At 60.7% G+C, this 26,593-nt stretch carries 25 protein-coding genes and 2 pseudogenes; all 27 read right to left on the bottom strand.

Annotation, left to right across the window (positions count from 1 at the left end):
* Window positions 1-5: 5 nt before the first annotated feature.
* A complete protein-coding gene (gene rplR / locus RBRH_RS04475; RefSeq protein WP_013434799.1) occupies window positions 6-371 on the bottom strand; it encodes a 50S ribosomal protein L18 in 366 nt (121 codons plus the stop codon).
* 12 nt (window positions 372-383) lie between these two features.
* Window positions 384-921 (bottom strand): annotated as a pseudogene (gene rplF, locus RBRH_RS19905) (50S ribosomal protein L6).
* A gap of 21 nt (window positions 922-942) precedes the next feature.
* Window positions 943-1,338: a 30S ribosomal protein S8 gene (rpsH, locus tag RBRH_RS04465; RefSeq protein ID WP_013434796.1), complete on the bottom strand. Its 396-nt coding sequence runs from the start codon at window positions 1,336-1,338 to the stop codon at window positions 943-945.
* A 12-nt stretch (window positions 1,339-1,350) separates the two neighbouring features.
* Window positions 1,351-1,656, bottom strand: a complete 306-nt coding sequence (gene rpsN / locus RBRH_RS04460; RefSeq protein ID WP_013434795.1) for a 30S ribosomal protein S14 — start codon at window positions 1,654-1,656, stop codon at window positions 1,351-1,353.
* Between the two features lie 7 nt (window positions 1,657-1,663).
* Complete coding sequence (rplE, locus tag RBRH_RS04455; RefSeq protein WP_013434794.1) at window positions 1,664-2,203, bottom strand: 50S ribosomal protein L5; 540 nt, start codon at window positions 2,201-2,203, stop codon at window positions 1,664-1,666.
* Window positions 2,204-2,217: 14 nt separating this feature from the next.
* Complete coding sequence (gene rplX / locus RBRH_RS04450) at window positions 2,218-2,526, bottom strand: 50S ribosomal protein L24 (protein ID WP_013434793.1); 309 nt, start codon at window positions 2,524-2,526, stop codon at window positions 2,218-2,220.
* A gap of 9 nt (window positions 2,527-2,535) precedes the next feature.
* Window positions 2,536-2,904 (bottom strand): 50S ribosomal protein L14, encoded by a 369-nt coding sequence (gene rplN, locus RBRH_RS04445; RefSeq protein ID WP_013434792.1) that lies wholly within the window; start codon window positions 2,902-2,904, stop codon window positions 2,536-2,538.
* Window positions 2,905-3,202: 298 nt separating this feature from the next.
* Window positions 3,203-3,475 carry a 30S ribosomal protein S17 gene (gene rpsQ / locus RBRH_RS04440; RefSeq protein WP_013434790.1) on the bottom strand — a complete coding sequence of 91 codons (273 nt, stop codon included), beginning with the start codon at window positions 3,473-3,475 and terminating at the stop codon, window positions 3,203-3,205.
* Window positions 3,472-3,666 (bottom strand): 50S ribosomal protein L29, encoded by a 195-nt coding sequence (rpmC, locus tag RBRH_RS04435; protein WP_013434789.1) that lies wholly within the window; start codon window positions 3,664-3,666, stop codon window positions 3,472-3,474. The genes rpsQ and rpmC overlap by 4 nt, the downstream gene beginning before the upstream one ends.
* Window positions 3,667-3,677: 11 nt before the next feature.
* Window positions 3,678-4,094, bottom strand: coding sequence for a 50S ribosomal protein L16 (gene rplP / locus RBRH_RS04430; protein ID WP_013434788.1), 417 nt, complete (start codon window positions 4,092-4,094; stop codon window positions 3,678-3,680).
* A gap of 2 nt (window positions 4,095-4,096) precedes the next feature.
* Window positions 4,097-4,900 (bottom strand): 30S ribosomal protein S3, encoded by an 804-nt coding sequence (gene rpsC / locus RBRH_RS04425; protein ID WP_013434787.1) that lies wholly within the window; start codon window positions 4,898-4,900, stop codon window positions 4,097-4,099.
* A gap of 11 nt (window positions 4,901-4,911) precedes the next feature.
* Window positions 4,912-5,241, bottom strand: coding sequence for a 50S ribosomal protein L22 (rplV, locus tag RBRH_RS04420; RefSeq protein ID WP_013434786.1), 330 nt, complete (start codon window positions 5,239-5,241; stop codon window positions 4,912-4,914).
* 12 nt (window positions 5,242-5,253) lie between these two features.
* Entirely contained in the window at window positions 5,254-5,529 is a 276-nt protein-coding gene (rpsS, locus tag RBRH_RS04415; RefSeq protein WP_013434785.1) for a 30S ribosomal protein S19, read from the bottom strand.
* A gap of 10 nt (window positions 5,530-5,539) precedes the next feature.
* Window positions 5,540-6,367 carry a 50S ribosomal protein L2 gene (gene rplB / locus RBRH_RS04410; RefSeq protein ID WP_013434784.1) on the bottom strand — a complete coding sequence of 276 codons (828 nt, stop codon included), beginning with the start codon at window positions 6,365-6,367 and terminating at the stop codon, window positions 5,540-5,542.
* 2 nt (window positions 6,368-6,369) lie between these two features.
* Window positions 6,370-6,684 carry a 50S ribosomal protein L23 gene (gene rplW / locus RBRH_RS04405; protein ID WP_013434783.1) on the bottom strand — a complete coding sequence of 105 codons (315 nt, stop codon included), beginning with the start codon at window positions 6,682-6,684 and terminating at the stop codon, window positions 6,370-6,372.
* Window positions 6,681-7,301 carry a 50S ribosomal protein L4 gene (gene rplD / locus RBRH_RS04400; protein ID WP_041753257.1) on the bottom strand — a complete coding sequence of 207 codons (621 nt, stop codon included), beginning with the start codon at window positions 7,299-7,301 and terminating at the stop codon, window positions 6,681-6,683. The genes rplW and rplD overlap by 4 nt, the downstream gene beginning before the upstream one ends.
* 2 nt (window positions 7,302-7,303) lie before the next feature.
* Window positions 7,304-7,960, bottom strand: coding sequence for a 50S ribosomal protein L3 (gene rplC, locus RBRH_RS04395; RefSeq protein WP_041754147.1), 657 nt, complete (start codon window positions 7,958-7,960; stop codon window positions 7,304-7,306).
* A gap of 208 nt (window positions 7,961-8,168) precedes the next feature.
* Window positions 8,169-8,480: a 30S ribosomal protein S10 gene (gene rpsJ / locus RBRH_RS04390; RefSeq protein WP_013434780.1), complete on the bottom strand. Its 312-nt coding sequence runs from the start codon at window positions 8,478-8,480 to the stop codon at window positions 8,169-8,171.
* Window positions 8,481-8,608: 128 nt separating this feature from the next.
* Entirely contained in the window at window positions 8,609-9,799 is a 1,191-nt protein-coding gene (gene tuf / locus RBRH_RS04385; protein ID WP_013434762.1) for an elongation factor Tu, read from the bottom strand.
* Between the two features lie 45 nt (window positions 9,800-9,844).
* Window positions 9,845-11,947, bottom strand: a complete 2,103-nt coding sequence (gene fusA, locus RBRH_RS04380; protein ID WP_013434779.1) for an elongation factor G — start codon at window positions 11,945-11,947, stop codon at window positions 9,845-9,847.
* A gap of 132 nt (window positions 11,948-12,079) precedes the next feature.
* Window positions 12,080-12,550 carry a 30S ribosomal protein S7 gene (rpsG, locus tag RBRH_RS04375; RefSeq protein WP_013434778.1) on the bottom strand — a complete coding sequence of 157 codons (471 nt, stop codon included), beginning with the start codon at window positions 12,548-12,550 and terminating at the stop codon, window positions 12,080-12,082.
* Window positions 12,551-12,713: 163 nt separating this feature from the next.
* Complete coding sequence (gene rpsL / locus RBRH_RS04370; RefSeq protein ID WP_041754145.1) at window positions 12,714-13,094, bottom strand: 30S ribosomal protein S12; 381 nt, start codon at window positions 13,092-13,094, stop codon at window positions 12,714-12,716.
* A gap of 282 nt (window positions 13,095-13,376) precedes the next feature.
* Complete coding sequence (gene recQ / locus RBRH_RS04365) at window positions 13,377-15,227, bottom strand: DNA helicase RecQ (protein WP_041753255.1); 1,851 nt, start codon at window positions 15,225-15,227, stop codon at window positions 13,377-13,379.
* Window positions 15,228-15,345: 118 nt separating this feature from the next.
* Complete coding sequence (locus RBRH_RS04360) at window positions 15,346-15,843, bottom strand: GNAT family N-acetyltransferase (protein WP_013434775.1); 498 nt, start codon at window positions 15,841-15,843, stop codon at window positions 15,346-15,348.
* 20 nt (window positions 15,844-15,863) lie between these two features.
* Window positions 15,864-17,756: a type III effector HrpK domain-containing protein gene (locus RBRH_RS04355; protein WP_232509334.1), complete on the bottom strand. Its 1,893-nt coding sequence runs from the start codon at window positions 17,754-17,756 to the stop codon at window positions 15,864-15,866.
* Window positions 17,757-18,157: 401 nt separating this feature from the next.
* Window positions 18,158-22,408 carry a DNA-directed RNA polymerase subunit beta' gene (gene rpoC, locus RBRH_RS04350; RefSeq protein ID WP_013434773.1) on the bottom strand — a complete coding sequence of 1,417 codons (4,251 nt, stop codon included), beginning with the start codon at window positions 22,406-22,408 and terminating at the stop codon, window positions 18,158-18,160.
* 21 nt (window positions 22,409-22,429) lie between these two features.
* Window positions 22,430-26,543: pseudogene (rpoB, locus tag RBRH_RS04345) on the bottom strand (DNA-directed RNA polymerase subunit beta).
* Window positions 26,544-26,593 lie beyond the last annotated feature (50 nt).

Raw genomic sequence — 26,593 nt, 5'->3', positions numbered from 1 at the left:
TATCCTTAGAACTTGAGCCCGGCTTCACGCGCGGCATCGGCAAGCGCCTTGACGCGGCCATGATAGCGGAAGCCCGAGCGGTCGAAGGCGACGGATTCGATACCGGCAGCCTTGGCCTTCTCGGCGATACGCTTGCCGATCAGCTGAGCCGCGGCGACATTACCGCCCTTGCCCGACTTGTCGGCCAGTTGCTGGCGCACCTCGACCTCAACGGTCGATGCGCTCGCCACCACCTTCGTACCACACGGCGAGAACACCTGCGCGTAGATATGCTGGTTGGTGCGGTGCACGGCCAGACGCGCAACCTGCAGCTCAGCGATCTTGATACGCGTTTGACGAGCACGGCGCAGGCGAGATTGAGTCTTATCCATGATTGCGCACCTTTACTTCTTCTTCGTTTCCTTGAGGATCACGACTTCGTCGGCGTAGCGCACACCTTTGCCCTTGTAGGGCTCAGGCGGACGGTAACCGCGCACTTCGGCGGCAACCTGGCCGACCTTCTGCTTGTCGATCCCCTTGATGACGATTTCCGTTTGCGACGGCGTTTCCGCCCTTCACACCTTCCGGCATCTGATGCACCGACCGGATGCGAGAAGCCCAGCGACAGATTCAGTTTGTCGCCTTGCGCCTGCGCACGGTAACCAACGCCGACCAGCGTGAGCTTGCGCTCGAAGCCCTTTCGTCACGCCGTTCACCATGTTCGCAACGAGCGCGCGCATCGTGCCAGACAGCGCAGTCGCCTCGCGCGATTCATCGGCCGGGTTGGAACTTCAGTTCGCCGTTGTCGTTGATCACCTTCACAAGCGGGTTCAGCGCCTGAGAAATCGTGCCCAACGGCCCCTTCAGCGTAATCTGCGTATCGCCCAGCGTCACCTCAGCACCGTTGGGCAGAGGAATCGGGCTCTTACCTACTCGAGACATGTTTCACTCTCCTGTCGGGCTTTACGCGACGTAGCAAATGACTTCGCCGCCCACACCCGTGGCGCGCGCTTTGCGATCGGTCATGACACCCTTGGGCGTGGACACGATGGCGACGCCAAGGCCATTCATGACCTGCGGGATGTCGTTGCGACCGCGATACACACGCAACCCGGGCTTGGACACACGCTCCAGACGCTCGATGACCGGCCGGCCGGCGTGGTACTTCAGCGCAATGTTCAGTTCCGCCTTCGGGCCGTGGGCCTTCACGGCGAAGTCGTCAATATAGCCTTCGTCCTTCAGGACCTGCGCGATTGCGACCTTCACTTTCGACGAGGGCATCGTCACCGCAGCCTTCTCGACCATCTGCGCGTTGCGGATGCGAGTCAGCATATCGGCGATAGGATCACTCATGCTCATTTATGTTGCTCCTTACCAGCTCGCCTTCGTCAGGCCGGGAATCTCGCCGCGGAATGCGATTTCGCGAATCTTGCCGCGCGCCAAGCCAAATTTGCGGAACGTGCCACGCGGACGCCCGGTGATCGCGCAGCGATTGCGCTTGCGGGTCGGGTTCGCGTTGCGCGGCAGTTGCTGCAGCTTCAGGCGCGCTTCGTAGCGCTCTTCGTCGGACTTGCTCGTATCGTCAATGATCGCCTTCAGCGCCGCGCGCTTTGGCGCATACTTCGCTGCGAGACGAGCACGCTTCTTTTCACGTTCGATCAGTGCCAGTTTAGCCACGGTAACCTCAGTTTCTGAACGGGAACTTGAAGCTGGCGAGCAGTGCCTTCGCTTCTTCGTCGGTCTTCGCAGTCGTCGTGATGCTGATATTCAGCCCACGCAGCGCGTCGATCTTGTCGTAATCGATTTCGGGGAAAATGATCTGCTCCTTCACCCCGATGTTGTAGTTGCCGCGGCCATCGAATGCCCGGCCCGAGATGCCGCGGAAATCGCGCACCCGAGGCAGCGCGATCGTCACGAAGCGATCCAGGAACTCATACATCGCGCGACCACGCAGCGTGACCATCGCGCCAATCGGATAGCCTTGGCGGATCTTGAAGCCCGCGATCGCCTTACGCGCCTTCGTCACGACCGGCTTTTGACCGGCGATCTTCGTTAGATCACCCACCGCATTGTCGATGATCTTCTTGTCAGCGACCGCCTCGCCAAGACCCATATTCAACGTGATCTTGGTGATGCGCGGCACTTCCATCACGGACTTGTAGCCGAACTTTTGCGTCAGTTCGGGAACAATCTTCTCTTTGTAAACCTGCTGCAAACGTGCCATTTTCGACTCCCGACTCAGGCGCTCAGCACAGCACCGGTGGTCTTCAGGAAGCGCACCTTCTTGCCCTCCTCGACCTTGATGCCCACTCGCGATGCACGGCCGTTCGCATCGACCAACGCGACGTTGGAGATGTGCAACGGCATCGACTTGCTTTCCACACCGCCGGTCGTGCCCTTCATCGGGTTCGGCTTCACGTGCTTCTTCACGAGATTGATACCTTCAACCGTCACACGATCGCCCGCAACCGCCAGCACGGTACCGCGCTTGCCCTTGTCCTTGCCTGCGATGACGATGATTTCGTCACCCTTGCGAATCTTGTTCATCGCGACTCCTTACAGCACTTCCGGCGCGAGCGAAACGATCTTCATGAAACGTTCGCTACGCAATTCACGCGTGACCGGCCCGAAAATGCGCGTACCGATCGGCTCAAGCTTGTTGTTCAGAAGCACGGCGGCATTGCCGTCGAACTTGATCAGCGAGCCGTCCTGGCGACGCACGCCTTTGGCGGTACGGACCACCACGGCGTTGTAGATTTCGCCCTTCTTGACGCGCCCACGCGGCGTGGCTTCCTTGACGCTCACCTTGATGATGTCGCCAATGCTCGCGTAACGACGCTTCGAGCCGCCGAGCACCTTGATGCACAACACTTCGCGTGCACCCGTGTTGTCGGCTACTTCAAGCCGAGTTTCGGTCTGGATCATGGTTTATCTTTCCCAACTTAATCCGGCACGCCACCATGGCGCGGCCGGTCAGTCTTGGTCCCGTCAGCCGCTCGGCTGCTTGGGTTAGAACAGCAGCGACGGCAGACGAAACCCGCCATCGCAATCGGTGAATCCTGCGGCGCGGATGACAGCCACCCACACGCGCACTGGCCAGCTCAGCCCCACCACTTACCCGCGACGGGGCACCCCTTATATGAGGGAAGTCCGAGATTATAACAAATAATCCCGGACTTGCAACGACTTATTGCGATACTGCGGTGGCTCACGCCACCTTCGCTCAGATGATGCGTGCCGCTTCAACCAGGCGAGACACGGTCCAGGCCTTCGTCTTCGAAATCGGACGATTTTCCTGGATCTCCACGAGGTCACCCTCGTTGTATGTGTTCGCCTCGTCGTGCGCGTGATACTTCTTCGAGCGCACAACGTACTTGCCGTAGATCGGGTGCTTGACGCGATGCTCGACGAGCACGGTCACGGTCTTGTCCATCTTATTGCTGACGACCTTGCCGACCAGCGTCCGCTTAAGCGAGGTTTTAACGCTATCGTTCATTTCTGGTTCGCCTTTTCAGTCAACACGGTACGCACACGCGCGATGTCGCGGCGGACCTTCTTCAGCTGGCTGGTGTTCTGCAGCTGTTGGGTCGCGAGCTGCATGCGCAGACCGAATTGGGCTTTCAGCAGGTCCGACAGCTCCTTGTTGAGCGCGGCCTGATCCTTGTCGCGAAGTTCGGAAGCTTTCATCGCTTGACTCCTTAGGCGCCGATCTGGCGGGCGACGAACATCGTCTTCAGCGGCAACTTCGCCGCTGCCAGACGGAACGCCTCACGCGCCAGCTCTTCGTTAACGCCATCCATTTCATACAGCATCTTGCCGGGCTGGATCTCAGCGACGTAGTACTCAGGGTTACCTTTACCGTTACCCATCCGTACTTCAGCCGGCTTTTGCGAAATCGGCTTGTCCGGGAAGATGCGAATCCAGATGCGGCCGCCACGCTTGATGTGACGGGTCATCGCTCGCCGCGCGGATTCGATCTGACGCGCGGTTAAACGGCCGCGCCCGACCGCTTTCAAGCCGAATTCACCGAACGACACCGCGTTACCACGCGTTGCGACGCCAGTGTTACGACCTTTTTGCTCTTTGCGGTACTTTCTGCGTTTCGGTTGCAGCATGGTTATTCTCCACTCTTCGCGTCGCCGCCAGCGCCGGCACCACTACGGCGCGGACCGCCCCGACGTGCGCCCGGTGCACCGCCTTCGCCATCACGGCGCGGGCGACGATCGCCCGGACGGGCATTGCGGCGTGCGCGCTTGTCTTCCACCGGCTCTTCGGCGACCGGCATATCGTTGCGGCCAAGTGTATCGCCTTTGTAGACCCACACTTTGACGCCGATAATGCCGTACGTCGTCTTCGCTTCCGACGTCGCATAATCGATGTCGGCGCGCAGCGTGTGCAGTGGCACACGGCCTTCACGGTACCATTCAGTCCGTGCGATTTCGATGCCGTTCAGACGACCCGCGCTCATGATCTTGATGCCCTGCGCACCCAAACGCATCGCATTTTGCATTGCGCGCTTCATCGCGCGACGGAACATGATCCGGCGCTCGAGCTGCTGTGTAATCGAATCGGCGATCAGTTGCGCATCGGTTTCCGGCTTCCGGACTTCCTCGATGTTGACGTGAACCGGCACGCCCATGCGGCGCTGCAGTTCGGTCTTCAACAACTCGATATCCTCGCCCTTCTTGCCGATCACAACGCCCGGACGCGAGCTGAAAATCGTGAGCCGTGCGTTCTTTGCAGGACGCTCGATCACGACGCGGCTCACCGACGCGTTCTTCAGCTTTTTCTTCAGGTATTCGCGAACACCGATGTCTTCCTTCAGCATCCCCGCGAACTGGGTATTGTTCGCGTACCAACGCGATGCCCAGTTACGGCTGACAGCCAGGCGGAAGCCAGTCGGATGAATTTTCTGTCCCATCGTGTGACCCCTTAATTCCCGACCGTCACAGTGATGTGACAGGATTGCTTCTCGATACGGTTGCCACGACCCTTCGCGCGCGCGGTGAAACGCTTCAGCGAAGCTGCCTTGTCGACGTAGATCGTCTTGATCTTCAACTCGTCGATGTCTGCACCCTCGTTGTGTTCCGCATTGGCGATCGCCGACAGCACCACCTTCTTGACGATACCCGCCGCTTTCTTCGGCGAAAACGTCAGAATATTTAGGGCCTTGTCAACCGGCAAACCGCGAATCTGGTCGGCCACAAGGCGCGTCTTCTGCGCCGAAATGCGGGCACCGCGATGAATTGCCTTCACTTCCATCTTGATTGCCCCTTATCTCTTGGCCTTCTTGTCGGCCGCGTGCCCCTTAAAGGTACGGGTCAACGCGAATTCGCCGAGCTTGTGGCCGACCATGTTTTCCGACACATACACCGGAACATGCTGGCGGCCGTTGTGCACGGCGATCGTCAAGCCGATGAAATCCGGCAGGATCGTCGAACGACGCGACCAGGTCTTGATCGGTTTCTTATCACGCGAAGCTGCAGCCGCCTCAACCTTCTTCAGCAAATGGGCGTCGCAGAACGGACCTTTTTTAACAGAACGTGCCATTGCCTACTCCTTAACGCTTGTGACGGCGCTGGACGATCATCGTCGTCGTGCGCTTGTTGCGACGCGTGCGGAAGCCCTTCGCCGGCGTACCCCACGGGCTGACCGGATCGCGACCCGCCGCCGTACGACCCTCGCCGCCACCGTGCGGGTGGTCGATCGGGTTCATGGCCACACCGCGGACCGTCGGACGGATACCGCGCCAGCGATTCGCACCAGCCTTGCCGATCTGGCGCAGGCTGTGCTCCTCGTTGCCGACTTCACCGATCGTTGCACGGCATTCGATATGCACGCGCCGGATTTCACCCGAGCGCAGACGAACCTGCGCATACGTGCCTTCGCGAGCCAGCAGCATCGCCGACGCGCCGGCCGAGCGCGCGATTTGCGCCCCCTTGCCCGGCAGCATTTCGACACAGTGAATAGTCGTACCCACCGGAATATTGCGGATTGGCAGCGTATTGCCTGCACGAATCGGCGCTTCCGAGCCCGACAACAGTTGAGTGCCAACCATCACGCCCTTCGGCGCGATAATGTAGCGGCGCTCGCCATCGGCATAGCACAGCAGGGCAATGTTCGCGCTACGGTTCGGGTCGTACTCGAGACGCTCGACCTTCGCCGGGATACCGTCCTTGTTGCGACGGAAATCGACCACGCGATAGTGATGCTTGTGACCACCGCCCTTGTGGCGCGTCGTGATATGACCATTATTGTTGCGGCCAGCCGTGGAACTTTGCTTATCGAGCAGCGCCGCGTACGGCTTGCCCTTATGCAGGTCCTTGTTGACCACCTTCACCATCGCACGACGGCCAGGCGAAGTCGGTTTGAGCTTAACGAGTGCCATGATTACTTGGCCTCCGCTTCAAAATTGATTTCCTGGCCCGGCTTCAGGTTCACGTACGCCTTGCGCACGTCCTTGCGGCGGCCCATGAAACGGCCAAAGCGCTTGGCTTTGCCCTTCACATTCAGCACGTTGACCGAGTCCACTTCGACCTTGAACAGCAATTCGACTGCCGCCTTGACTTCCTGCTTCGTGGCGTCGGGCGCGATGTCGAATACGACTTGCTCGTTCTTGTCGGCCACCAGCGTCGCCTTCTCGGAGATCACCGGCGCGAGCAGAACCTGCATCAAACGATGATCGTTCTTGCGAATTTCGCTCATGACAGCAACTCCTCGATCTGGGCGACCGCAGCCTTCGTGACCAGCACTTTTTTGAAGTAGATCAGCGACAGTGGGTCGGCATAACGCGGCTCGACAACCGCCACATGCGGCAGGTTGCGCGACGCAAGGTACAGGTTCTCGTCGACGGTATCGGTAATCACGAGCACCGACTCGAGCCCCATGGCCTTGAACTTGGCCGCCAGCAGCTTGGTCTTCGGCGCGTCGAGCTTGATGTCCTCGACCACCGACAGACGGCCTTCGCGGGCAAGCTGCGACAGGATCGAGCAGACGCCGGCGCGGAACATCTTCTTGTTGACCTTCTGGCCGAAGTTTTCTTCCGGCGAGTTCGGGAAGATACGGCCACCGCCGCGCCACAACGGGCTTGACGACATACCAGCACGGGCGCGGCCCGTGCCCTTCTGGCGCCACGGCTTCTTAGTCGTGTGCTTGACTTGCTCGCGATCCTTCTGCGCGCGATTACCGCTGCGCGCGTTCGCCTGGTACGCGACGACGATCTGGTGGATCAGCGCTTCATTGTAATCACGACCGAACACGATGTCCGATGCGTTCACACCCGCGCTTTCCTGACCTTGGTCGTTCAGGAGCTTCAATTCCATTGTCACGCCCCCTTCTTCGCACGAGCCTTGACGGCCGGCGTCACAAAAACTTTGCCGCCCTTTGCGCCCGGCACCGCACCTTTAACGAGGATAAGCTTGCGCTGCGCGTCGATACGTGCGATCTCGAGATTCTGCGTGGTGGCCGTCACATCACCGAGGTGGCCGGTCATGCGCTTGCCCGGGAACACACGGCCCGGATCCTGCGCCATGCCGATCGAGCCCGGCACATTGTGCGAACGCGAGTTACCGTGCGACGCGCGGCCCGAACCGAAGTTGTAGCGCTTGATCGTACCGGCATAGCCCTTACCGATGGACACGCCCTGCACGTCGACCTTCTGACCCACTTCGAATAAATCGACACCGACCACCGAGCCTGGCGACAGCTCGGCCGCCTTGTCGGCTTCGATGCGAAATTCCTTTAGGATTTCACCGGCTTGAACACCGGCTTTGGCGAGATGACCGGCCAACGGCTTGGTCACACGCGACGCGCGACGCTCGCCGAAAGCAACTTGCACGGCCGTATAACCGTCCGTTTCAACGGTCTTGATCTGCGTCACGCGGTTGTCCGACACGTCCAGCACGGTCACGGGAATTGAATCACCGTCAGCCGTGAAAATACGGGTCATCCCAACCTTGCGACCTACGAGTCCAAGGCTCATCGTTTTCTCCATTCCCGACTGCGATTGGTCGGGGCTGATTACGAAACACCGGCGAACAGGCAAGAGGCTGACGCCCGCCTGCCACACGGCTTTTTAACGCAAATACGCGAAAAGCCTAGCATTGTAGCAAGGCTTTTCGTTTTTCGCAAGCAATCAATGACTTAGGCACGCCACGCCATCGCCATGCATGGGGCGCCGCAAAGCCGCGTTACTGTAGCTTGATTTCGACATCGACGCCCGCCGGCAAGTCGAGCTTCATGAGCGCATCCACGGTCTTATCAGTCGGGTCGACGATATCCAGCAGACGCAGGTGCGTGCGGATTTCCAGCTGATCGCGCGACGTCTTATTCACGTGCGGCGAACGCAGGATGTCAAAGCGCTGGATGCGCCGCGGCAGCGGGATCGGGCCGACGAGGATCGCGCCGGTGCGCTGTACCGTCTCGAAAATCTGCCGCGCTGATTGATCGACCAGCTTGTAGTCGAAAGCTTTCAGGCGGATACGGATTTTCTGCTTCTGCATGACATTTCCTGTAAAGAGCGAGGCGACATGACATCGCCATAACCAAAGAACGTGGAGCAGGCCCCCGATCGGGAAACGGGCGGCCCGCTCCGGACACTACGATGTACCGCTACAGCAAACCAGCGATTTTACTCGATGATCTTGGCGACGACGCCGGCGCCGACGGTACGGCCGCCTTCGCGGATCGCAAAGCGCAGCCCTTCTTCCATCGCGATCGGCGCGATCAACTTGACCGTGATCGACACGTTGTCACCCGGCATCACCATTTCCTTGTCCTTGGGCAACTCGATCGAGCCGGTCACGTCCGTCGTGCGGAAGTAGAACTGCGGCCGGTAGTTGTTGAAAAACGGCGTGTGGCGCCCGCCCTCATCCTTGCTCAGCACGTACACTTCCGCCGTGAAGTGCGTGTGCGGCGTGATCGTGCCCGGTTTGGCCAGCACTTGGCCACGCTCCACATCCTCGCGCTTGGTACCACGCAGCAGGATACCCACGTTGTCCCCGGCCTGGCCCTGGTCCAGCAGCTTGCGGAACATCTCCACGCCCGTGCACGTCGTCTTCGTCGTGTCACGGATACCGACGATCTCGATTTCCTCGCCAACCTTGATCACACCGCGCTCCACGCGGCCCGTGACCACCGTGCCACGACCCGAGATCGAGAACACGTCTTCCACCGGCATCAGGAACGTGCCATCCACCGCACGCTCCGGCGTCGGGATGTACGTGTCCAGCGCATCGGCCAGGCTCATGATCGCTGCCTCGCCCAACTCGCCCTTGTCCCCTTCCAGCGCCAGCTTCGCCGAGCCCTTGATGATCGGCGTATCGTCGCCCGGGAACTCGTACTTGGACAGCAGCTCGCGCACTTCCATTTCCACCAGCTCGAGCAGCTCCGCGTCGTCCACCATGTCGCACTTGTTCAGGAACACGATGATGTACGGCACGCCCACTTGACGCGCCAGCAAAATATGCTCACGCGTTTGCGGCATCGGGCCGTCTGCGGCCGACACCACCAGGATCGCGCCGTCCATCTGCGCCGCGCCCGTGATCATGTTCTTCACGTAGTCCGCGTGACCCGGGCAGTCCACGTGCGCATAGTGACGCTGCTCTGTCTCGTACTCGATGTGCGCCGTGTTGATCGTGATGCCACGCGCCTTCTCTTCCGGCGCCGCATCGATCTCGTCGTACTTCTTCGCTTCGCCGCCAAACTTCGACGACAGCACCGTCGCGATCGCCGCCGTCAGCGTGGTCTTGCCATGGTCAACGTGACCGATCGTGCCCACGTTCACGTGCGGCTTGGTCCGTTCAAATTTACCTTTAGCCATGTTTCTCTTCTTTCAAAAGTGTTTCGTGAATGCGTTGCCAACCGATCACTTCGCTTTCGCGTTGATGATCGCATCAGCCACGTTGCGCGGAGCCTCGGCGTAGTGCTTGAACTCCATCGTGTACGTCGCACGGCCCTGCGTCAGCGAGCGCAGCGACGTCGAATAACCGAACATTTCCGACAGCGGCACCTCGGCACGAACGATCTTGCCGCCACCCACCATGTCATCCATGCCTTGCACGATGCCACGACGACCCGACAGATCGCCCATCACGTTGCCCATGTACTCTTCCGGCGTTTCGACTTCGACGGCCATCATCGGCTCGAGAATCACCGGATTGGCACGGCGCATCGCTTCCTTAAACGCCATCGAGCCGGCCATCCGGAACGCGTTTTCGTTCGAGTCCACGTCGTGGTACGAGCCGAACGTCAGATGCACCTTCACGTCAACGACCGGGAAGCCAGCCAGCACGCCGCTCTTCAGTGTTTCTTGAATACCCTTATCGACGGCCGGAATGTACTCGCGAGGAATCACGCCGCCCTTGATCTCGTCGAGGAACTCATAGCCCTTGCCCTGCTCGTTCGGCTCCAGCGTGATGACCGCGTGACCGTACTGGCCGCGACCACCGGACTGCTTGACAAACTTGCCCTCGACGTCCGCCGCCGTGCTACGAATCGTTTCACGATACGCAACCTGCGGCTTACCCACCGTCGCCTCGACATTAAATTCACGCCTCATCCGATCGACGAGAATCTCCAGATGCAGCTCGCCCATGCCGGAGATGATCGTCTGACCGGATTCCTCGTTGGTCTGCACGCGGAAAGACGGGTCTTCCTGCGCAAGGCGGTTCAGCGCAATCCCCATCTTCTCCTGGTCGGCCTTCGTCTTCGGCTCGACGGCCTGCGAGATTACCGGCTCCGGGAACACCATGCGCTCAAGCACGATCGGATTGGCCGGATCACACAGCGTATCGCCGGTGGTCGCTTCCTTCAGGCCGACCGCCGCGGCGATGTCACCAGCGCGCACTTCCTTGATTTCCTCGCGCTGGTTCGCATGCATCTGCAGAATACGACCGACGCGCTCCTTCTTGCCCTTCGTCGAGTTCAACACCGTGTCGCCGGAGTTCACAACGCCCGAGTACACGCGGAAGAAGATCAACTGACCGACGAACGGGTCCGTCATGATCTTGAACGCGAGCGCCGAGAATTTCTCGTCATCGGATGCGTTGCGCTCGGCACCCTCGCCGCTCTCGGTCTCGCCCTTAACCGGCGGAATGTCGACCGGCGACGGCAGGAAGTCGATCACCGCGTCCAGCATGCGTTGCACGCCCTTGTTCTTAAACGCGGTCCCGCACAGCATCGGCTGGATTTCACAGGCGATCGTGCGATCGCGCAGCGCCTTGATGATCTCGGCCTCGGTCAGCGCTTCGCCACCGAGATACTTTTCCATCAGCGCCTCGCTCGCCTCGGCCGCCGACTCGATCATCTTTTCGCGCCACTCGTTACACGTGTCCACGAGTTCAGCCGGGATGTCAGCATATTCGAACTTCGTTCCTTGCGACGCGTCGTCCCAAATGATCGCCTTCATCTTCAACAGGTCGACGACCCCCCTGAACGACTCCTCCGCGCCGATCGGCACGACGACCGGCACCGGATTGGCTTTCAGGCGCGTCTTCAACTGGTCATACACCTTGAAGAAGTTCGCGCCGGTACGGTCCATCTTATTGACGAACGCGAGCCGCGGCACCTTGTACTTATTGGCCTGACGCCACACGGTTTCCGACTGCGGCTGCACGCCACCGACCGCGCAGTACACCATGCACGCGCCGTCGAGCACGCGCATCGAGCGCTCGACCTCAATCGTGAAGTCCACGTGCCCCGGCGTGTCGATGATGTTGATGCGGTGTTCTGGGTAGTTGTTGCCCATCCCTTTCCAGAACGCCGTCGTCGCAGCGGACGTGATCGTGATACCACGTTCCTGCTCCTGCTCCATCCAGTCCATCGTCGCGGCACCATCGTGCACTTCGCCGATTTTGTGATTCACACCGGTGTAAAACAGGATGCGCTCGGTCGTCGTCGTTTTGCCGGCGTCGATGTGAGCGCTGATACCGATATTACGGTAACGCTCGATAGGAGTCTTACGAGCCACTTTAATCTCTCAAGAGGATTGCGCAGCGGGAGAACCCCGGTGCGCCTTAACACAAACGGGCGAGGCGCTTCGGAAGCGCACCCGCCCGGAATTTCCTTCTCCGTTTGCCAGGCTTTCCAGCCTAAACGGGCTTTAGAAACGGAAATGCGAGAAAGCCCTGTTCGCTTCCGCCATCCGGTGCACTTCGTCGCGCTTCTTCATCGCGCCACCCCGACCTTCCGCGGCCTCGAGCAGTTCACCGGCCAGGCGCAGCGCCATCGACTTCTCGCTACGCTTCTTCGCGGCCTCGCGCAACCAGCGCATCGCCAATGCCATACGGCGCGACGGGCGCACTTCGACCGGAACCTGGTAGTTCGCACCTCCAACGCGGCGGCTCTTCACTTCAACCACCGGCTTCACGTTGCTCAGCGCGACAGTGAACACTTCCAGGGGGTCCTTGCCGGCCTTGCCCTGAATTTGCTCGAAAGCCCCGTACACGATGCGTTCGGCCACTGACTTCTTGCCCGACAACATCAGTACGTTCATGAATTTTGCAACATCAACATTACCGAACTTCGGGTCCGGCAATATTTCCCGCTTGGGGACTTCGCGACGACGCGGCATTTCTGTTCCTTTGACTGTTCAGTTGGAGCGGTTGCTTTCCCCACCCCGCGGCCACCAACTAACCCGATCCATCTCACGACTAACCAGCTTGGCCGGGTGACCACTTACTCGATAGCACCGACCGATCCGGCACCACCGCCTTTGCATCGACGGGCGATACAGCTTACTTACCCGCCTTGGCGCGCTTCGCACCGTACTTCGAGCGGGCCTGCTTACGGTCCTTAACGCCTTGCGTGTCGAGCGAGCCGCGCACCATGTGGTAACGCACACCCGGCAAGTCCTTAACCCGGCCGCCGCGAATCAGCACGACCGAGTGCTCTTGCAGGTTGTGGCCTTCACCACCGATGTACGAGATGACCTCGAAGCCATTCGTCAAACGAACCTTCGCGACCTTACGAAGCGCCGAGTTCGGCTTTTTTGGCGTCGTCGTGTACACACGGGTGCACACGCCGCGACGCTGCGGACAGTCCTGCAAGGCCGGACTCTTGCTCTTCACATGCTCCGAAGTGCGGCCTTTGCGAACCAATTGATTGATGGTTGGCATTGTTGATTCCTGGAAATAGACAAAATCGGACGGCGCAGGCCCGGGCAAGCGGACCTGAATGGTTGCACACACGCCACCCGATGAACCGACACCGGCATATCGGCGGCGATAGTGCCACGCCCGCCATGCTGACAGCCGGCCCGCCCACAAATGACAAAAAGGGCGACCAGCGATGCGAGCGCAATTGCGCCGAATACCGGAACCTGGCATAGTAATCCAAAATTTGCAAGTACGTCAACAGGTTGCGCGCATTGGATCACGTCGGCGGAGCGACTACCGCCGTCAGTCGTCGCTGATGACGTCGAGCAGTTCATCCCCGAAACGCTCGAATTTGCGCGCGCCCAGGCCCGGTACGCCGCGCAGCTCATCGAGCGAAACCGGCGCGCTACGGGCCAGTTCGGCCAACGTCGCATCGTGAAAAATCACGTAGGCCGGCACGCCGTCGGCCTTAGCTGTCTCGCTGCGCCAGGCGCGCAACCGGTCCCAGCGCGCGCGCTGGCGCGGCGACATGCCGGCGGTCGGATCGGTGCGCTCGCCACGGCGTGCACCATCCGCCTCGCGCACCCGTTTGGGTTTGGCATACCGGCGCAGCGTGATGTTGCGCTCCCCCTTCAACACCGGCTTGCTCGCCTGCGTGAGCACCAGTACGCCGTGGCCTCCATGATCGACTGCAAGCAGGCCCAGCGCAATCAACTGACGGAAAATCGCCCGCCATTGCGCCTCTGACAATGCCGCGCCGATACCAAAGGTGCTTAACGCGTCGTGCTTCCGTTGCTTGACGCGCTCGGTTGCATTGCCGCGCAATATGTCGATCAGGTGGCCCGCGCCAAATCCAAAGCCGCTGGCCCGCTGCACGCGGTATACGCACGAGAGCGCCATCTGTGCCTCGCGAGTGCCATCCCAGGTTGCTGGCGGCTCCAGGCACGTATCACAGTTGCCACATGGCTGGCCCGTTTCACCAAAATAGCCGAGCAGATGCACGCGCCGGCATCCAGCCGTCTCGCACAATCCAAGCAACGCATCGAGCTTCGCCGTTTGCACTCGCTTGTGCAGTTCGTCAGCCTCGGACTCGTCGATCATCTTGCGCTGTTGCACGACGTCGCCCAGCCCATAGGCCATCCACGCGTTGGACGCAAGGCCATCGCGGCCGGCCCGGCCGGTTTCCTGATAGTAGCCTTCGATGCTCTTGGGCAGGTCCAGATGCGCGACGAAGCGCACGTCCGGCTTGTCAATCCCCATTCCGAACGCGATCGTCGCGCACATCACCACACCCTCCTCGTGCTGGAAGACCTGCTGGTGCCGCTGGCGAAGCTGCGCGTCCATGCCGGCGTGATACGGTAACGCGCGCAGCCCCTGCTGCACCAGCCAGTCGGCGGTCTCCTCGACCTTGCGCCGCGATAGGCAATAGACGATGCCCGAATCGGTGGTACCGTCCACGTTGGTGTGTTCGGCCCGGATAAAGTCGAGTAATTGCGTACGCGCGTTATCCTTCTCGACGATCCGGTAACGAATGTTTGGCCGATCGAAGCTCGAAATGAACACCCGAGCGTTGTTCAACGCGAGCCGCTCGATGATTTCCTCGCGCGTGAGCGCGTCCGCCGTCGCGGTCAACGCAATGCGGGGCACCTGCGGGAAACGCTCGTGCAGCGCGGATAGCTGCATGTATTCGGGCCGGAAATCATGGCCCCACTGCGACACGCAGTGGGCTTCGTCGATCGCGAACAACCCTATCCGGCTGCGCGCGAGCAACTCCAGGAACCGCGCCGTCAGCAGTCGCTCCGGTGCCACGTACAACAATTGCAACTCACCACGTGCGAACGCGCGCTCGGTCGCCGCCGCCTCGGCCGCGGTGAGCGCCGAGTTCACGTAGGCCGCCCGCACCCCCGCCTCGGTCAACGCTGCGACCTGGTCCTGCATCAACGCGATCAGCGGCGACACCACGATGCCGGCGCCCAGGCCAGCTTCGTGGCGCACCAGCGCGGGAATCTGATAGCACAACGACTTGCCGCCCCCGGTGGGCATCAGCACGAGGCTGTCGTGCCCCGCCGCGACATGTTCGACGATATCGGCCTGCGGTCCGCGAAACGCCGGATAGCCGAAGACCTCTTTAAGCAACGCAAGACAGCGGGACATGCAACTCCACGGATAGGAACGGCACGCAGCGTGCGCGTTCAGACCCGTACATTTTAACAACCGCGCGTGGGCAGCGATACCTGGCCGATGGCCGATGAAGGATACCGCTCTGTGGGCATCACTTAGACGACTCGGCGCGCCGGGCCCGCATCGGCCCCGGCATAATCAGCCCCAGCTCCTGCTGCAGTGCCTGCAAATATCGTCCGCGCAGGAAGCGGCATTCCTGCTTGAGCATGCCATAGAGGATGAAATCCGTGCCGTCTCCGGCGCCCTCGCGCATGATGCCTTCACGCCGAAAACCCAGGTGCTCGTCGAGCCGCTGCGCACGCAGGTTATCCGTGCGCACCAGCCCCGTCACCCGCCGGCAGTTGAGCACCACGAACGGATACAGAAAAACCGCCGACAGAAATGCCGGCGTCAGCAGATGACGCGACTCCAGCATCGCGCAGTGCATCAGCACATTCGGGCCGTTGTACCCCTGGTACACCACGCCGGCCACGATATGGCCGTCTTTTTCGAGCCCAATCGTCGTGCAGTCGTTATAGCTCGCCTCGCCCGTTGCCGCAGCGACAAAGCGCATGACCTCATCGCCACGGTGATACACGATTCGTCGCATAATCGGGTTCCAACAGCGGATCAGGTTGGCAATGGAATGCCGAATTGCTGCAGCGTCGGATTCACGTTATCGGCAAACTTCTCCTGATTCTGCTTCTTGTGCACCGCTTCGACGATCGCCGACACAATCGTCGCGATCACACCGGCGATTTCGCCTATCGGCCCGAGTGCATCGAGCACCGTCGATACCGCGCCGACAATCCCCGCGACGGCTTCGCCCGCCACGTTGCCCGCGACGCGGGCAGCGGTCGTCGCAATCTTGGTGGCCACCTCTCCCGTTTCCGCCGCGGCCTCACCCGCCGCACCGGCGCCACGAGCAACCCATGAGCCGACGTCCTTGGTGCCCTTGACCGCATCCTTGATCGTGTCGATGATGTCGGTCGGGTTCGCGCTGGATGATCCGTTGCCGCTGGAATCGGTCCCTTCGGCGCCGCCGCTCGACGCCGCACCACCGCCCGCCTTCTCGAACAGCTGCGCAAGGCTTTCCATTTCCGGCGGCAAGTTCTTCTTTAGGTACTCGCCCACGGCCGGATCCTTGGCCAGTGTCTGGATATCCTGCGAGAGCACTTTGACCGTCTCATCGACGTTGCGTAAATGATCGCTGCCGCCGGCCTGCACGTTAATGAGCGTCTGCATCAGCTTGCACATGACCGCGGCCTTCTGCTCCGCCGTGTAATTGCCGGGGTGAGCGAAGATGTCCTGATTCAGTGTACTGATATCGGTATTGGCCGTGATGTTTTTCAGGCCTGCATCTTTCAAGAAGCTTAAGTCGGATTGTTCGTCCGTCGGCGCCTCGTCCTTGATGAAGCTTGTCAGATTGTCATCGTTGATCAGGTTGTCGGCCTTGTTCGTGGCCTTGTCGACACCCGCACGATCGAGCGCATCGAACCCGCCGTTGGTCGACAATGCCTTAGCGGAATTTTTCACCGCATCGGCGAAACCATCGTTTTTCGTTAGGTTGAAGACTTGCTCTTTTGTCGCCACCATGCCTCCGCCCTTTCCGCCGTTGTAGCTATGGTTCTTGCCACCGGCGTCTTGATGACCTGTGGACTCGCCGGTGATTGCGATGTAGGCTTGCAGCAACGCAGCCGAGCGCGCCGTTGCCAACGAATCGGGATCGGCGTCTGGGTGCTTCTTCATATACTCCTGGATATTGTTATCGGCCTGTTCCAGATTTTTATGAACCGAGTTTAGAAAGTCGCCCATTTTTCCCTGGTCAACCGTTCCATCACTCTTCAATGCACCGGTTCGCTGCAGTGCACTCTGGAGCGACGGATTGTCGTTGACATACTGCAGCGCGGCTTGCTTCATCTCATCGGTGGCCCCGTCAACTTTGCCGCTCAGGATCTGCACCGCGGCAATCGGACGCTCCAGCGCGATACACTGACCGGCCGATGCCATGTCGTTCCACTTCGATAAGTCGTCGCCTTCGTACTGGTCAATAAAATTATCGAGGGTGGCATACTTCGGATCGACTTGAACAAACTCGTCGTCACCACAGCATTCTGTCGTGTCGGTATCCGTGTCGGCCCCGTCCACAATGGTCGCATCGTCGTCTGACCCATCCTGCTCGTCATTGACGGTAACGAACGGCGCATGGATCACAAAGGCGCGGTTGCCGAAGGCTGATGCATCCGATTTCTCGCTGCTCGATGGCGTATTCGATGCGGTACTAGACCGGTTCGCTTGGGTGCCATCGTGCGCTGTCTGCGTCGGGGGAGCCCATGTATTGGCCTGCGCATCGCTGTCGCCGACATTGGAGTTTTTCGACTCTGAATCTAGGTAGAACAGCCCCAACAAGCTCAAGTGGGGCGGGAGTTGATCACTCTGCGCGTCAGACTTGGCGTCGGCTTGGGGCATTTGCAGTCGCATGTCGAGCCATGGGCCGCTCCACTGCTGCACTAAGGTATTCATCGAGTTTGGCTCCTCTCGGTGGCGCGCCAGCAACAGTGGTGCGCAAGACATGCCCTGAACGGGACAACGGATCGTGAATCGATTATCAGCATGCCGCCGATCCAGGCGCCGGCAACTGCGAACTGCCGTGGCCCGATGCGAATTTCTGTCTTGCCCTATGTGACCGTTGGCGCCCGCCGCCTTGAAGACCCTGGCCTTTAACCGCTGAACGCTCCCGTCGATCCGCACAAATCCACACAAAAACAAAACCCCACGSACKCTCGTACGTGGGGTTCATTGCTCAAACATCCATCGGGCGCCGCAGACTTACCGTCTCCTGACACGCGCACCCCTGAGCGGGCACGCTGTCATGCGGTCACCCGAGGCGGCCGGCGCCATCAACCCGACGCCGGCAGCATGCGTCACTCGTTTTCCGAATGCGGATGCTCGACCGGCGTTTCCGGCGTGGCGAAGTCGAATGGCGTCGCGTGCTCTTCCTCTGCCGCAATCTGCTCGAACCGCTCGCGATCCGCCGTCTCCTTGCTCTTGCGCGCTTTGTGGAACGCAAGCCCCGTACCGGCCGGGATCAGGCGACCGACGATCACGTTCTCCTTCAGGCCACGCAGGTCGTCGCGCTTGCCCATGATCGCCGCTTCGGTCAGCACGCGCGTCGTCTCCTGGAACGAGGCAGCCGAGATGAACGAATCGGTCGACAGCGACGCCTTCGTGATACCCAGCAGCACGTTTTCGTAGGTTGCCGGCCGCTTGTCTTCCGCAATCATCCGGTCGTTCTCATCGAGCATGTCGGAACGCTCGACTTGTTCGCCCGGGATAAACCGCGTATCGCCGTTATCGACGATTTGCACGCGGCGCAGCATCTGGCGCACGATCACTTCAATGTGCTTGTCGTTGATCTTCACGCCCTGCAAGCGATACACGTCCTGCACTTCGTCGACGATGTAGCGCGACAGCGCCTCCACGCCCTGCAAGCGCAGGATGTCGTGCGGATCGGCCGGCCCGTCGACGATCATCTCGCCCTTGTTGACGACCTGGCCATCGTGCACGAGCACCTGCTTTTCCTTCGCGATCAGGAATTCGTGCTGATTGCCGTCCAGGTCCGTGATGACCAGGCGCTGCTTGCCCTTCGTGTCCTTGCCGAACGACACCGTCCCGGTGACTTCCGCCAGGATGCCCGCATCCTTCGGCGAGCGCGCCTCGAACAACTCGGCAACTCGGGGCAGACCGCCGGTAATGTCGCGCGTCTTCTGCGACTCGGTCGGAATCCGCGCCAGCACCTCACCGACCTGAACCTGTTGACCATCCTTCACCGTGATCAGCGCGCCGACCTGGAAGCCGATCTGCACCGCATGCTCGGTTCCCGGAATCTTCACTTCATCGCCGGTCGCATCGAGCAGCTTCACTTGCGGACGCACGCTCTTGGACGACTGCGAGCCGCGGCGCTTGGAATCGATCACGACGAGCGTCGACAGGCCGGTCACTTCGTCGATCTGCTTCGCGACGGTCACGCCCTCTTCGACGTTCTCGAACTTCACCGTGCCACCGTACTCGGTGATGATCGGACGCGTCATCGGGTCCCACGTCGCGAGTTGCGTACCGGCCTTGATCTGCACGCCGTCCAACTGCAGCAGCGTCGCACCGTACGGAATCTTGTGGCGTTCGCGCTCGCGGCCATGATCATCCGCGATGACGACTTCGCCGGAGCGCGAAATGACGATCTGCTCGCCCTTCGCGTTCGTGACATAGCGCATCGTCGCGGTAAAGCGCGCAGTACCGTTGGACTTCGCCTCAACGCTGGAGGCTACCGCCGCCCGCGATGCCGCACCACCGATGTGGAACGTGCGCATCGTCAGCTGCGTGCCCGGCTCGCCGATCGATTGCGCGGCGATCACGCCGACCGCCTCGCCCACATTCACCAGCGAGCCGCGTCCCAGGTCGCGACCATAGCACTTCGCGCACAACCCGTAGCGCGTTTCGCAGGTCAACGACGTGCGCACGCGCACTTCATCGATACCGAGGCGCTCGATCTCCTCGACCGCGGTTTCGTCCAGCAGCGTGCCCGATTCGTACAGCGTCTCCTGAGTTTCCGGATTGACGACCTCGGCCACCGCGACGCGGCCGAGAATCCGGTCGCGCAGCGCCTCGACGACTTCACCGCCTTCGACCAGCGCCTTCATTGCCACGCCCTGGCTGGTGCCGCAATCATCCTCGACGACCACCAGGTCCTGCGTCACGTCAACCAGACGACGAGTCAGGTAACCCGAGTTCGCGGTCTTCAACGCGGTATCGGCCAAGCCCTTACGTGCGCCGTGCGTCGAGATGAAGTACTGCAGCACGTTCAGGCCTTCGCGGAAGTTCGCGGTAATCGGCGTCTCAATAATCGAGCCGTCCGGCTTGGCCATCAGCCCACGCATACCCGCTAGCTGGCGGATCTGCACCGCCGAGCCCCGAGCGCCGGAGTCCGCCATCATGTAGATCGAGTTGAACGACTCTTGGCGCGTCTCGTTGCCGTCGCGATCGACCACCGGCTCGGTTGACAGCTGCTCCATCATCGCCTTGCCAACCGACTCGGAGGTGGCCGACCAGATGTCGACTACGTTGTTGTAACGCTCCTGGGCGGTGACCAGGCCCGACATGTACTGGCGATCGTATTCCTTGACCTTTTTGGCGGCCTCACCCACGATCGTTTCCTTTTGCGGCGGCACGAGCATGTCGTCGACGCAGATCGAGATCCCGGCACGCGTAGCCAGCCGGAATCCGGACTGCATCAATTGATCGGCGAAGATCACTGTCTCACGCAGGCCGCAGCGGCGGAAGGCCGTGTTAATCAACCGCGAAATTTCCTTCTTCTTCAGCGGTTTGTTCAGCACGCTGAACGGCAGCCCCGGCGGCAAGATCTCCGACAGGATCGCGCGGCCGACGGTGGTTGCATACAGCGAGACCTTCGGCACGAACTTCGGCGCACCCTCGGAGCAGTCCTCGTTGGCCACCATCTCGGTGATCCGCACATTCACGCGCGAGGCCAACTCCACTTCCTTATTCTCATACGCGCGCAGGACTTCGCCCACGCCGGTGAAGGTCATCCCCTCACCCTTCGCATTGATCGCCTCGCGCGTCGCGTAGTACAGGCCCAACACGATATCCTGCGACGGTACGATCGACGGATCGCCGTTGGCCGGGAACAACACGTTGTTGGACGCGAGCATCAACGTGCGCGCCTCCATCTGCGCCTCGAGCGACAGCGGCACGTGCACGGCCATCTGGTCGCCGTCGAAGTCGGCATTGAACGCCGCGCACACGAGCGGGTGCAGTTGGATTGCCTTGCCTTCGATCAACACCGGCTCGAACGCCTGGATGCCCAGCCGGTGCAGCGTCGGCGCGCGGTTCAGCATTACCGGGTGCTCGCGGATGACCTCTTCGAGAATGTCCCACACGACCGGCGTCTGGCTTTCGACTTCCTTCTTGGCCGCCTTGATCGTCGTCGCCACGCCCATCACCTCAAGCTTGTTGAAGATGAACGGCTTGAACAACTCGAGCGCCATCAGCTTGGGCAGGCCACACTGGTGAAGCTTGAGCGTCGGACCGACGACGATCACCGAGCGGCCCGAGTAGTCAACACGCTTGCCGAGCAGGTTCTGACGGAAGCGGCCGCCCTTGCCTTTGATCATGTCGGCGAGTGACTTCAGCGGCCGCTTGTTCGCGCCAGTCATGGCCTTGCCACGACGGCCGTTGTCGAGCAGTGAATCGACGGCTTCCTGCAACATCCGCTTCTCGTTGCGCACGATGATCTCGGGCGCCTTCAACTCGAGCAGCCGCTTCAACCGGTTATTACGGTTGATCACGCGACGATATAGGTCGTTCAGATCCGACGTCGCAAACCGGCCGCCGTCCAGTGGCACCAGCGGACGCAACTCCGGCGGCAGCACCGGCAGCACCTCGAGAATCATCCAGTCCGGCTTGATACCCGAACGCTGGAAAGCCTCGAGCACCTTCAGGCGCTTCGCGTACTTCTTGATCTTCGCTTCGGAGCCGGTGTTTTTCAACTCGGTGCGAAGCTGCTCGACCTGCGCATCGATGTCGATCGCGCGCAGCAGCTCGCGCACCCCTTCCGCGCCCATTTCGGCACGGAACTCGTCACCGTACTCCTCGACCTTGTTGTAGTAATCCTCTTCGGTCATGATCTGCCGCGCCTTGAGCGGCGTCATGCCCGGGTCGATCACGACATACGCTTCGAAGTACAGCACGCGCTCGATGTCGCGCAGCGTCATATCGAGCACCATGCCCAGGCGCGACGGCAGCGACTTCAGGAACCAGATGTGCGCGACCGGCGAGGCAAGCTCGATATGGCCCATGCGCTCGCGGCGCACCTTCGCAAGCGTCACCTCGACACCGCACTTCTCACAAATCACGCCGCGGTGCTTCAAGCGCTTGTACTTGCCGCACAGGCACTCGTAGTCCTTGATCGGGCCGAAGATCTTCGCGCAGAACAAGCCATCGCGCTCCGGCTTGAACGTGCGGTAGTTGATGGTCTCCGGCTTCTTCACTTCACCGAACGACCACGAGCGGATCTTGTCCGGCGAGGCCAGACCGATCTTGATCGCATCAAAAACTTCTTCTTGTTGGACTTGCTTGAATAGATCGAGCAAAGCTTTCATCGCTTCTCTCCAGTAGTCCGATTAGTTCCGGTCCAGGTCGATATCAATACCGAGCGACCGGATTTCCTTCACCAGCACGTTGAACGACTCCGGCATCCCCGCGTCGATCACGTGATCGCCCTTCACGAGGTTCTCGTACACCTTCGTGCGACCCGTCACGTCGTCCGACTTCACCGTCAGCATTTCTTGCAACACGTACGATGCGCCATACGCCTCGAGCGCCCACACTTCCATTTCCCCGAAGCGCTGGCCGCCGAACTGTGCCTTGCCGCCCAACGGCTGCTGTGTCACTAGCGAGTACGGGCCGGTCGAGCGCGCGTGCATCTTGTCGTCGACCAAGTGGTGCAGTTTTAGCATGTGCATGTAGCCAACTGTCACCGGGCGCTCAAACGCCTCGCCCGTGCGCCCGTCATACAGGGCCACCTGGTTCTTCGACTTCGTCATCCCAAGCTGCTGCGCCACCTCATCGGGGAACGCGAGATCGAGCATGCGCGAAATCTCTTTCTCGTGCGCGCCGTCAAACACCGGCGTCGCGAACGGCACGCCTTCCCTCAGGTTCTGCGCAAGTTCGATGACTTCATCATCGGACATCTCGTCAATCGACTCCGGATGACCCGACTCGTTATAGACCTTCGTCAGGAACGATCGCAGATCCTGCACGAGCGTCGCCTTCTTGGCCTGCAGCATTTCGCCGATACGCCAGCCCAAGCCCTTTGCGGCCCAGCCCAAGTGGGTCTCAAGGATCTGGCCAACGTTCATCCGCGACGGCACACCAAGCGGATTGAGCACGACATCGCACGGGCGGCCGTCCGCCATGTACGGCATGTCCTCGATCGGAACAATCTTTGACACCACGCCCTTGTTCCCGTGGCGACCCGCCATCTTGTCGCCCGGCTGCAAACGACGCTTGACCGCCAGGTACACCTTGACCATCTTCAGCACACCCGGGGGCAGTTCATCGCCTTGGGTGAGCTTCTTGCGCTTTTCCTCGAACGCGAGGTCGAACTGATGGCGCTTTTGCTCGATCGATTCCTTGATCGCTTCCAATTGCGCCGCTGCGTCCTCATCGGCCAGCCGGATGTCGAACCAGTGATAATGGTCCAGGTCATCCAGGTATTCGCGCGTGATCTTCGCGCCCTTCGCCAGCTTCTTCGGACCGCCGTTCACGACCTTGCCGTCGAGCATCCGCGCCAGCCGCTCGAATGCGTCGCCTTCGACGATGCGCAACTGGTCGTTCAAATCCAGCCGATAGCGCTTGAGTTCATCATCGATAATCTGCTGGGCACGCTTATCGCGCTGGATCCCTTCGCGCGTGAACACTTGCACGTCGATCACGGTGCCGGTCATGCCCGAGGGCACGCGCAGCGACGTATCCTTCACATCGGACGCCTTCTCGCCGAAGATCGCGCGCAGCAGCTTTTCTTCCGGCGTCAGTTGCGTCTCGCCCTTCGGCGTCACCTTGCCGACCAGCACGTCGCCCGCCTCGACTTCGGCGCCAATATAGACGATGCCCGATTCGTCCAGGCGACCCAGTTGCACTTCAGCCAGGTTCGAGATGTCGCGCGTGATTTCTTCCGGCCCGAGCTTCGTGTCGCGCGCCACGACATTAAGCTCTTCGATGTGGATCGACGTATAGCGATCGTCGGCGACGACGCGCTCGGAGATCAGGATCGAGTCTTCGAAGTTGTAGCCGTTCCACGGCGTGAACGCGACCAGCATGTTCTGACCGAGCGCAAGCTCGCCCAGGTCCGTCGACGCGCCATCGGCGATCACGTCGCCACGCGCGACACGGTCGCCGACCTTCACGATCGGGCGCTGGTTGATGTTCGTGTTCTGGTTCGAGCGCGTGTATTTGATCAGGTTGTAGATGTCGACGCCGACCTCACCGGCCACTGCTTCGTCATCGTTGACGCGAATCACTACGCGGCCCGCGTCGACATAGTCGACCACGCCACCGCGGAACGCCTGCACCGTCGTGCCGGAGTCCACCGCGGTCGTACGCTCGATACCGGTGCCGACCACCGCTTTTTCCGGTCGCAGGCAAGGCACCGCCTGCCGCTGCATGTTCGAGCCCATCAATGCACGGTTTGCATCATCGTGCTCGAGGAACGGAATCAGCGACGCGGCCACCGACACGATCTGCGACGGCGCGACGTCCATGTATTGGATCCGGTTCCGGCGTGACCATCAGCGTTTCGCCCGCTTCGCGGGCCGAGACCAGTTCGTCAATCAGCTTACCTTCGTCGTCGATCGCCGCATTCGCCTGCGCGATCACGTACCGACCTTCCTCAATCGCGGACAAATAGTCGATCTGGTCGGTCACCTTGCCGTCGATCACCTTCCGGTACGGCGTCTCGAGGAAGCCGTATTCGTTCAGGTGTGCATACAGCGCCAGCGAGTTGATCAGGCCAATGTTCGGACCTTCCGGCGTTTCGATCGGGCACACGCGGCCGTAGTGGGTCGGGTGCACGTCGCGCACCTCGAAGCCAGCGCGCTCACGCGTCAAGCCCCCCGGCCCCAGTGCGGACACACGCCGCTTGTGCGTGATCTCCGACAGCGGGTTGGTCTGGTCCATAAACTGCGACAGCTGCGACGAGCCGAAGAACTCGCGAATCGCCGACGAAATCGGCTTCGAGTTGATCAGGTCGTGCGGCATCAGGTTCTCGCTCTCGGCCTGGCCCAGACGCTCCTTCACCGCCCGCTCCACGCGCACTAAACCGGCGCGGAACTGGTTTTCGGCCAGCTCGCCGACACAGCGCACGCGACGGTTGCCGAGGTGGTCGATATCGTCGACCTCGCCCTTGCCGTTGCGCAACTCGACCAGAATCTTAATCGCCGCGAGGATGTCATCGTCGGTCAGCGTCATTGGACCGTGAATCTCATCGCGACCGACGCGGCGGTTAAACTTCATGCGGCCGACCTTCGACAGGTCGTACGCATCCTCGCTATAAAACAGACGGTTGAACAACGCCTCGACCGCTTCCTCCGTCGGCGGCTCACCTGGCCGCATCATCCGGTAGATCGCGATGCGCGCAGCAGTCTTGTCGATGGTCTCATCGATACGCAGCGTCGAGGACATGTACGGGCCTTGGTCCAGATCGTTTGTGTACAACGTCTGGATTTCCTTCACGCTCGCTTCGCGCAGCTTCTCGAGTACGCCTTCGGTGATCTCGTCATTCGCATTGGCAATCACTTCGCCAGTGTCCACGTCGATCACGTTCTTTGCGAGCACACGACCAATCAGGTAGTCCTCTGGCACCGAGATGTACTTCGTCTTCGCATTCTCGAGGTCACGGATGTGCTTCGCGTTGATCCGCTTGTCCTTTGGGACAATGACCTTACCGTCCCGGTCGGCGATGTCAAAGCGCGCGACCTCGCCTCGCAGCCGCTCGGGCACGAACTCCATCTGCGCGCCTTCGTTCATCAACGTGAAGTTGTCGAACACGAAGAAATTCGCCAGGATCTGCTCAGGCGTCAAGCCGATGGCCTTCAGCAAGATCGTCACCGGCATCTTGCGGCGACGGTCAACACGGAAGTACAGAATGTCTTTCGGGTCGAACTCAAAGTCCAGCCACGAGCCACGGTACGGAATGATCCGCGCCGAGAACAGCAGCTTGCCCGAACTGTGCGTCTTGCCCTTGTCGTGCTCGAAGAACACGCCCGGCGAGCGGTGCAGCTGCGAGACGATCACGCGCTCGGTGCCGTTGATCACGAACGAGCCGGTCGGCGTCATGAGCGGAATCTCGCCCATGTACACTTCCTGCTCCTTGACCTCCTTAACGACCGGCTTGGTCGGCGATTCCTTGTCGAGGATCACCAGGCGGACCTTTGCCCGCAACGCGGAGCAGTAGGTCAGGCCACGCTGCTGGCACTCCTTGACGTCGAACGCCGGCGACGACAGCGCATAGCTGACGAACTCAAGCCGGGCGAAGCCATTGTGCGAGACAATCGGGAAAACCGATGTGAACGCGGCCTGCAACCCTTCCGGCTTGCGTTGTGTGGCGGGCACATCCGCTTGCAGGAAAGTGCTGAATGATTCAAGCTGGGTGGCCAGCAGGAAAGGAACCGGGTGAACGATGGGGCGCTTCGCGAAACTTTTGCGAATACGCTTCTTCTCGGTGAAGGAATAGTGCATACGATCTCCGAATCACGGCGGGATGGTTCATTGCTCCGACAGCAGTGAAC

This window comes from Mycetohabitans rhizoxinica HKI 454 (assembly GCF_000198775.1).
In the GTDB taxonomy this organism is placed as follows: domain Bacteria; phylum Pseudomonadota; class Gammaproteobacteria; order Burkholderiales; family Burkholderiaceae; genus Mycetohabitans; species Mycetohabitans rhizoxinica.
The sequence above is the reverse complement of the archived record's forward strand: the minus strand, read 5'-3'. Positions and strand labels throughout refer to the sequence as shown.

What these genes read in the sequence shown, in the direction of transcription:
- rplN (WP_013434792.1), bottom strand. Translation starts at nt 2,904, where the DNA reads ATGATCCAGACCGAAACTCGGCTTGAAGTAGCCGACAACACGGGTGCA.
- rpoC (WP_013434773.1), bottom strand. Translation starts at nt 22,408, where the DNA reads ATGAAAGCTTTGCTCGATCTATTCAAGCAAGTCCAACAAGAAGAAGTT.
- rplD (WP_041753257.1), bottom strand. Translation starts at nt 7,301, where the DNA reads ATGGAATTGAAGCTCCTGAACGACCAAGGTCAGGAAAGCGCGGGTGTG.
- rplC (WP_041754147.1), bottom strand. Translation starts at nt 7,960, where the DNA reads ATGAGCCTTGGACTCGTAGGTCGCAAGGTTGGGATGACCCGTATTTTC.
- rplP (WP_013434788.1), bottom strand. Translation starts at nt 4,094, where the DNA reads ATGCTGCAACCGAAACGCAGAAAGTACCGCAAAGAGCAAAAAGGTCGT.
- rpsL (WP_041754145.1), bottom strand. Translation starts at nt 13,094, where the DNA reads ATGCCAACCATCAATCAATTGGTTCGCAAAGGCCGCACTTCGGAGCAT.
- rpsC (WP_013434787.1), bottom strand. Translation starts at nt 4,900, where the DNA reads ATGGGACAGAAAATTCATCCGACTGGCTTCCGCCTGGCTGTCAGCCGT.
- rplE (WP_013434794.1), bottom strand. Translation starts at nt 2,203, where the DNA reads ATGGCACGTTTGCAGCAGGTTTACAAAGAGAAGATTGTTCCCGAACTG.
- recQ (WP_041753255.1), bottom strand. Translation starts at nt 15,227, where the DNA reads ATGTCCCGCTGTCTTGCGTTGCTTAAAGAGGTCTTCGGCTATCCGGCG.
- rplX (WP_013434793.1), bottom strand. Translation starts at nt 2,526, where the DNA reads ATGAACAAGATTCGCAAGGGTGACGAAATCATCGTCATCGCAGGCAAG.
- rplR (WP_013434799.1), bottom strand. Translation starts at nt 371, where the DNA reads ATGGATAAGACTCAATCTCGCCTGCGCCGTGCTCGTCAAACGCGTATC.
- rpsG (WP_013434778.1), bottom strand. Translation starts at nt 12,550, where the DNA reads ATGCCGCGTCGTCGCGAAGTCCCCAAGCGGGAAATATTGCCGGACCCG.
- rplW (WP_013434783.1), bottom strand. Translation starts at nt 6,684, where the DNA reads ATGAGCGAAATTCGCAAGAACGATCATCGTTTGATGCAGGTTCTGCTC.
- RBRH_RS04360 (WP_013434775.1), bottom strand. Translation starts at nt 15,843, where the DNA reads ATGCGACGAATCGTGTATCACCGTGGCGATGAGGTCATGCGCTTTGTC.
- rpsH (WP_013434796.1), bottom strand. Translation starts at nt 1,338, where the DNA reads ATGAGCATGAGTGATCCTATCGCCGATATGCTGACTCGCATCCGCAAC.
- tuf (WP_013434762.1), bottom strand. Translation starts at nt 9,799, where the DNA reads ATGGCTAAAGGTAAATTTGAACGGACCAAGCCGCACGTGAACGTGGGC.
- rpsS (WP_013434785.1), bottom strand. Translation starts at nt 5,529, where the DNA reads ATGGCACGTTCTGTTAAAAAAGGTCCGTTCTGCGACGCCCATTTGCTG.
- RBRH_RS04355 (WP_232509334.1), bottom strand. Translation starts at nt 17,756, where the DNA reads ATGAATACCTTAGTGCAGCAGTGGAGCGGCCCATGGCTCGACATGCGA.
- rpmC (WP_013434789.1), bottom strand. Translation starts at nt 3,666, where the DNA reads ATGAAAGCTTCCGAACTTCGCGACAAGGATCAGGCCGCGCTCAACAAG.
- rplV (WP_013434786.1), bottom strand. Translation starts at nt 5,241, where the DNA reads ATGGAAGTGAAGGCAATTCATCGCGGTGCCCGCATTTCGGCGCAGAAG.
- rpsQ (WP_013434790.1), bottom strand. Translation starts at nt 3,475, where the DNA reads ATGAACGATAGCGTTAAAACCTCGCTTAAGCGGACGCTGGTCGGCAAG.
- rpsJ (WP_013434780.1), bottom strand. Translation starts at nt 8,480, where the DNA reads ATGCAGAAGCAGAAAATCCGTATCCGCCTGAAAGCTTTCGACTACAAG.
- rplB (WP_013434784.1), bottom strand. Translation starts at nt 6,367, where the DNA reads ATGGCACTCGTTAAGCTCAAACCGACTTCGCCTGGCCGTCGTGCGATG.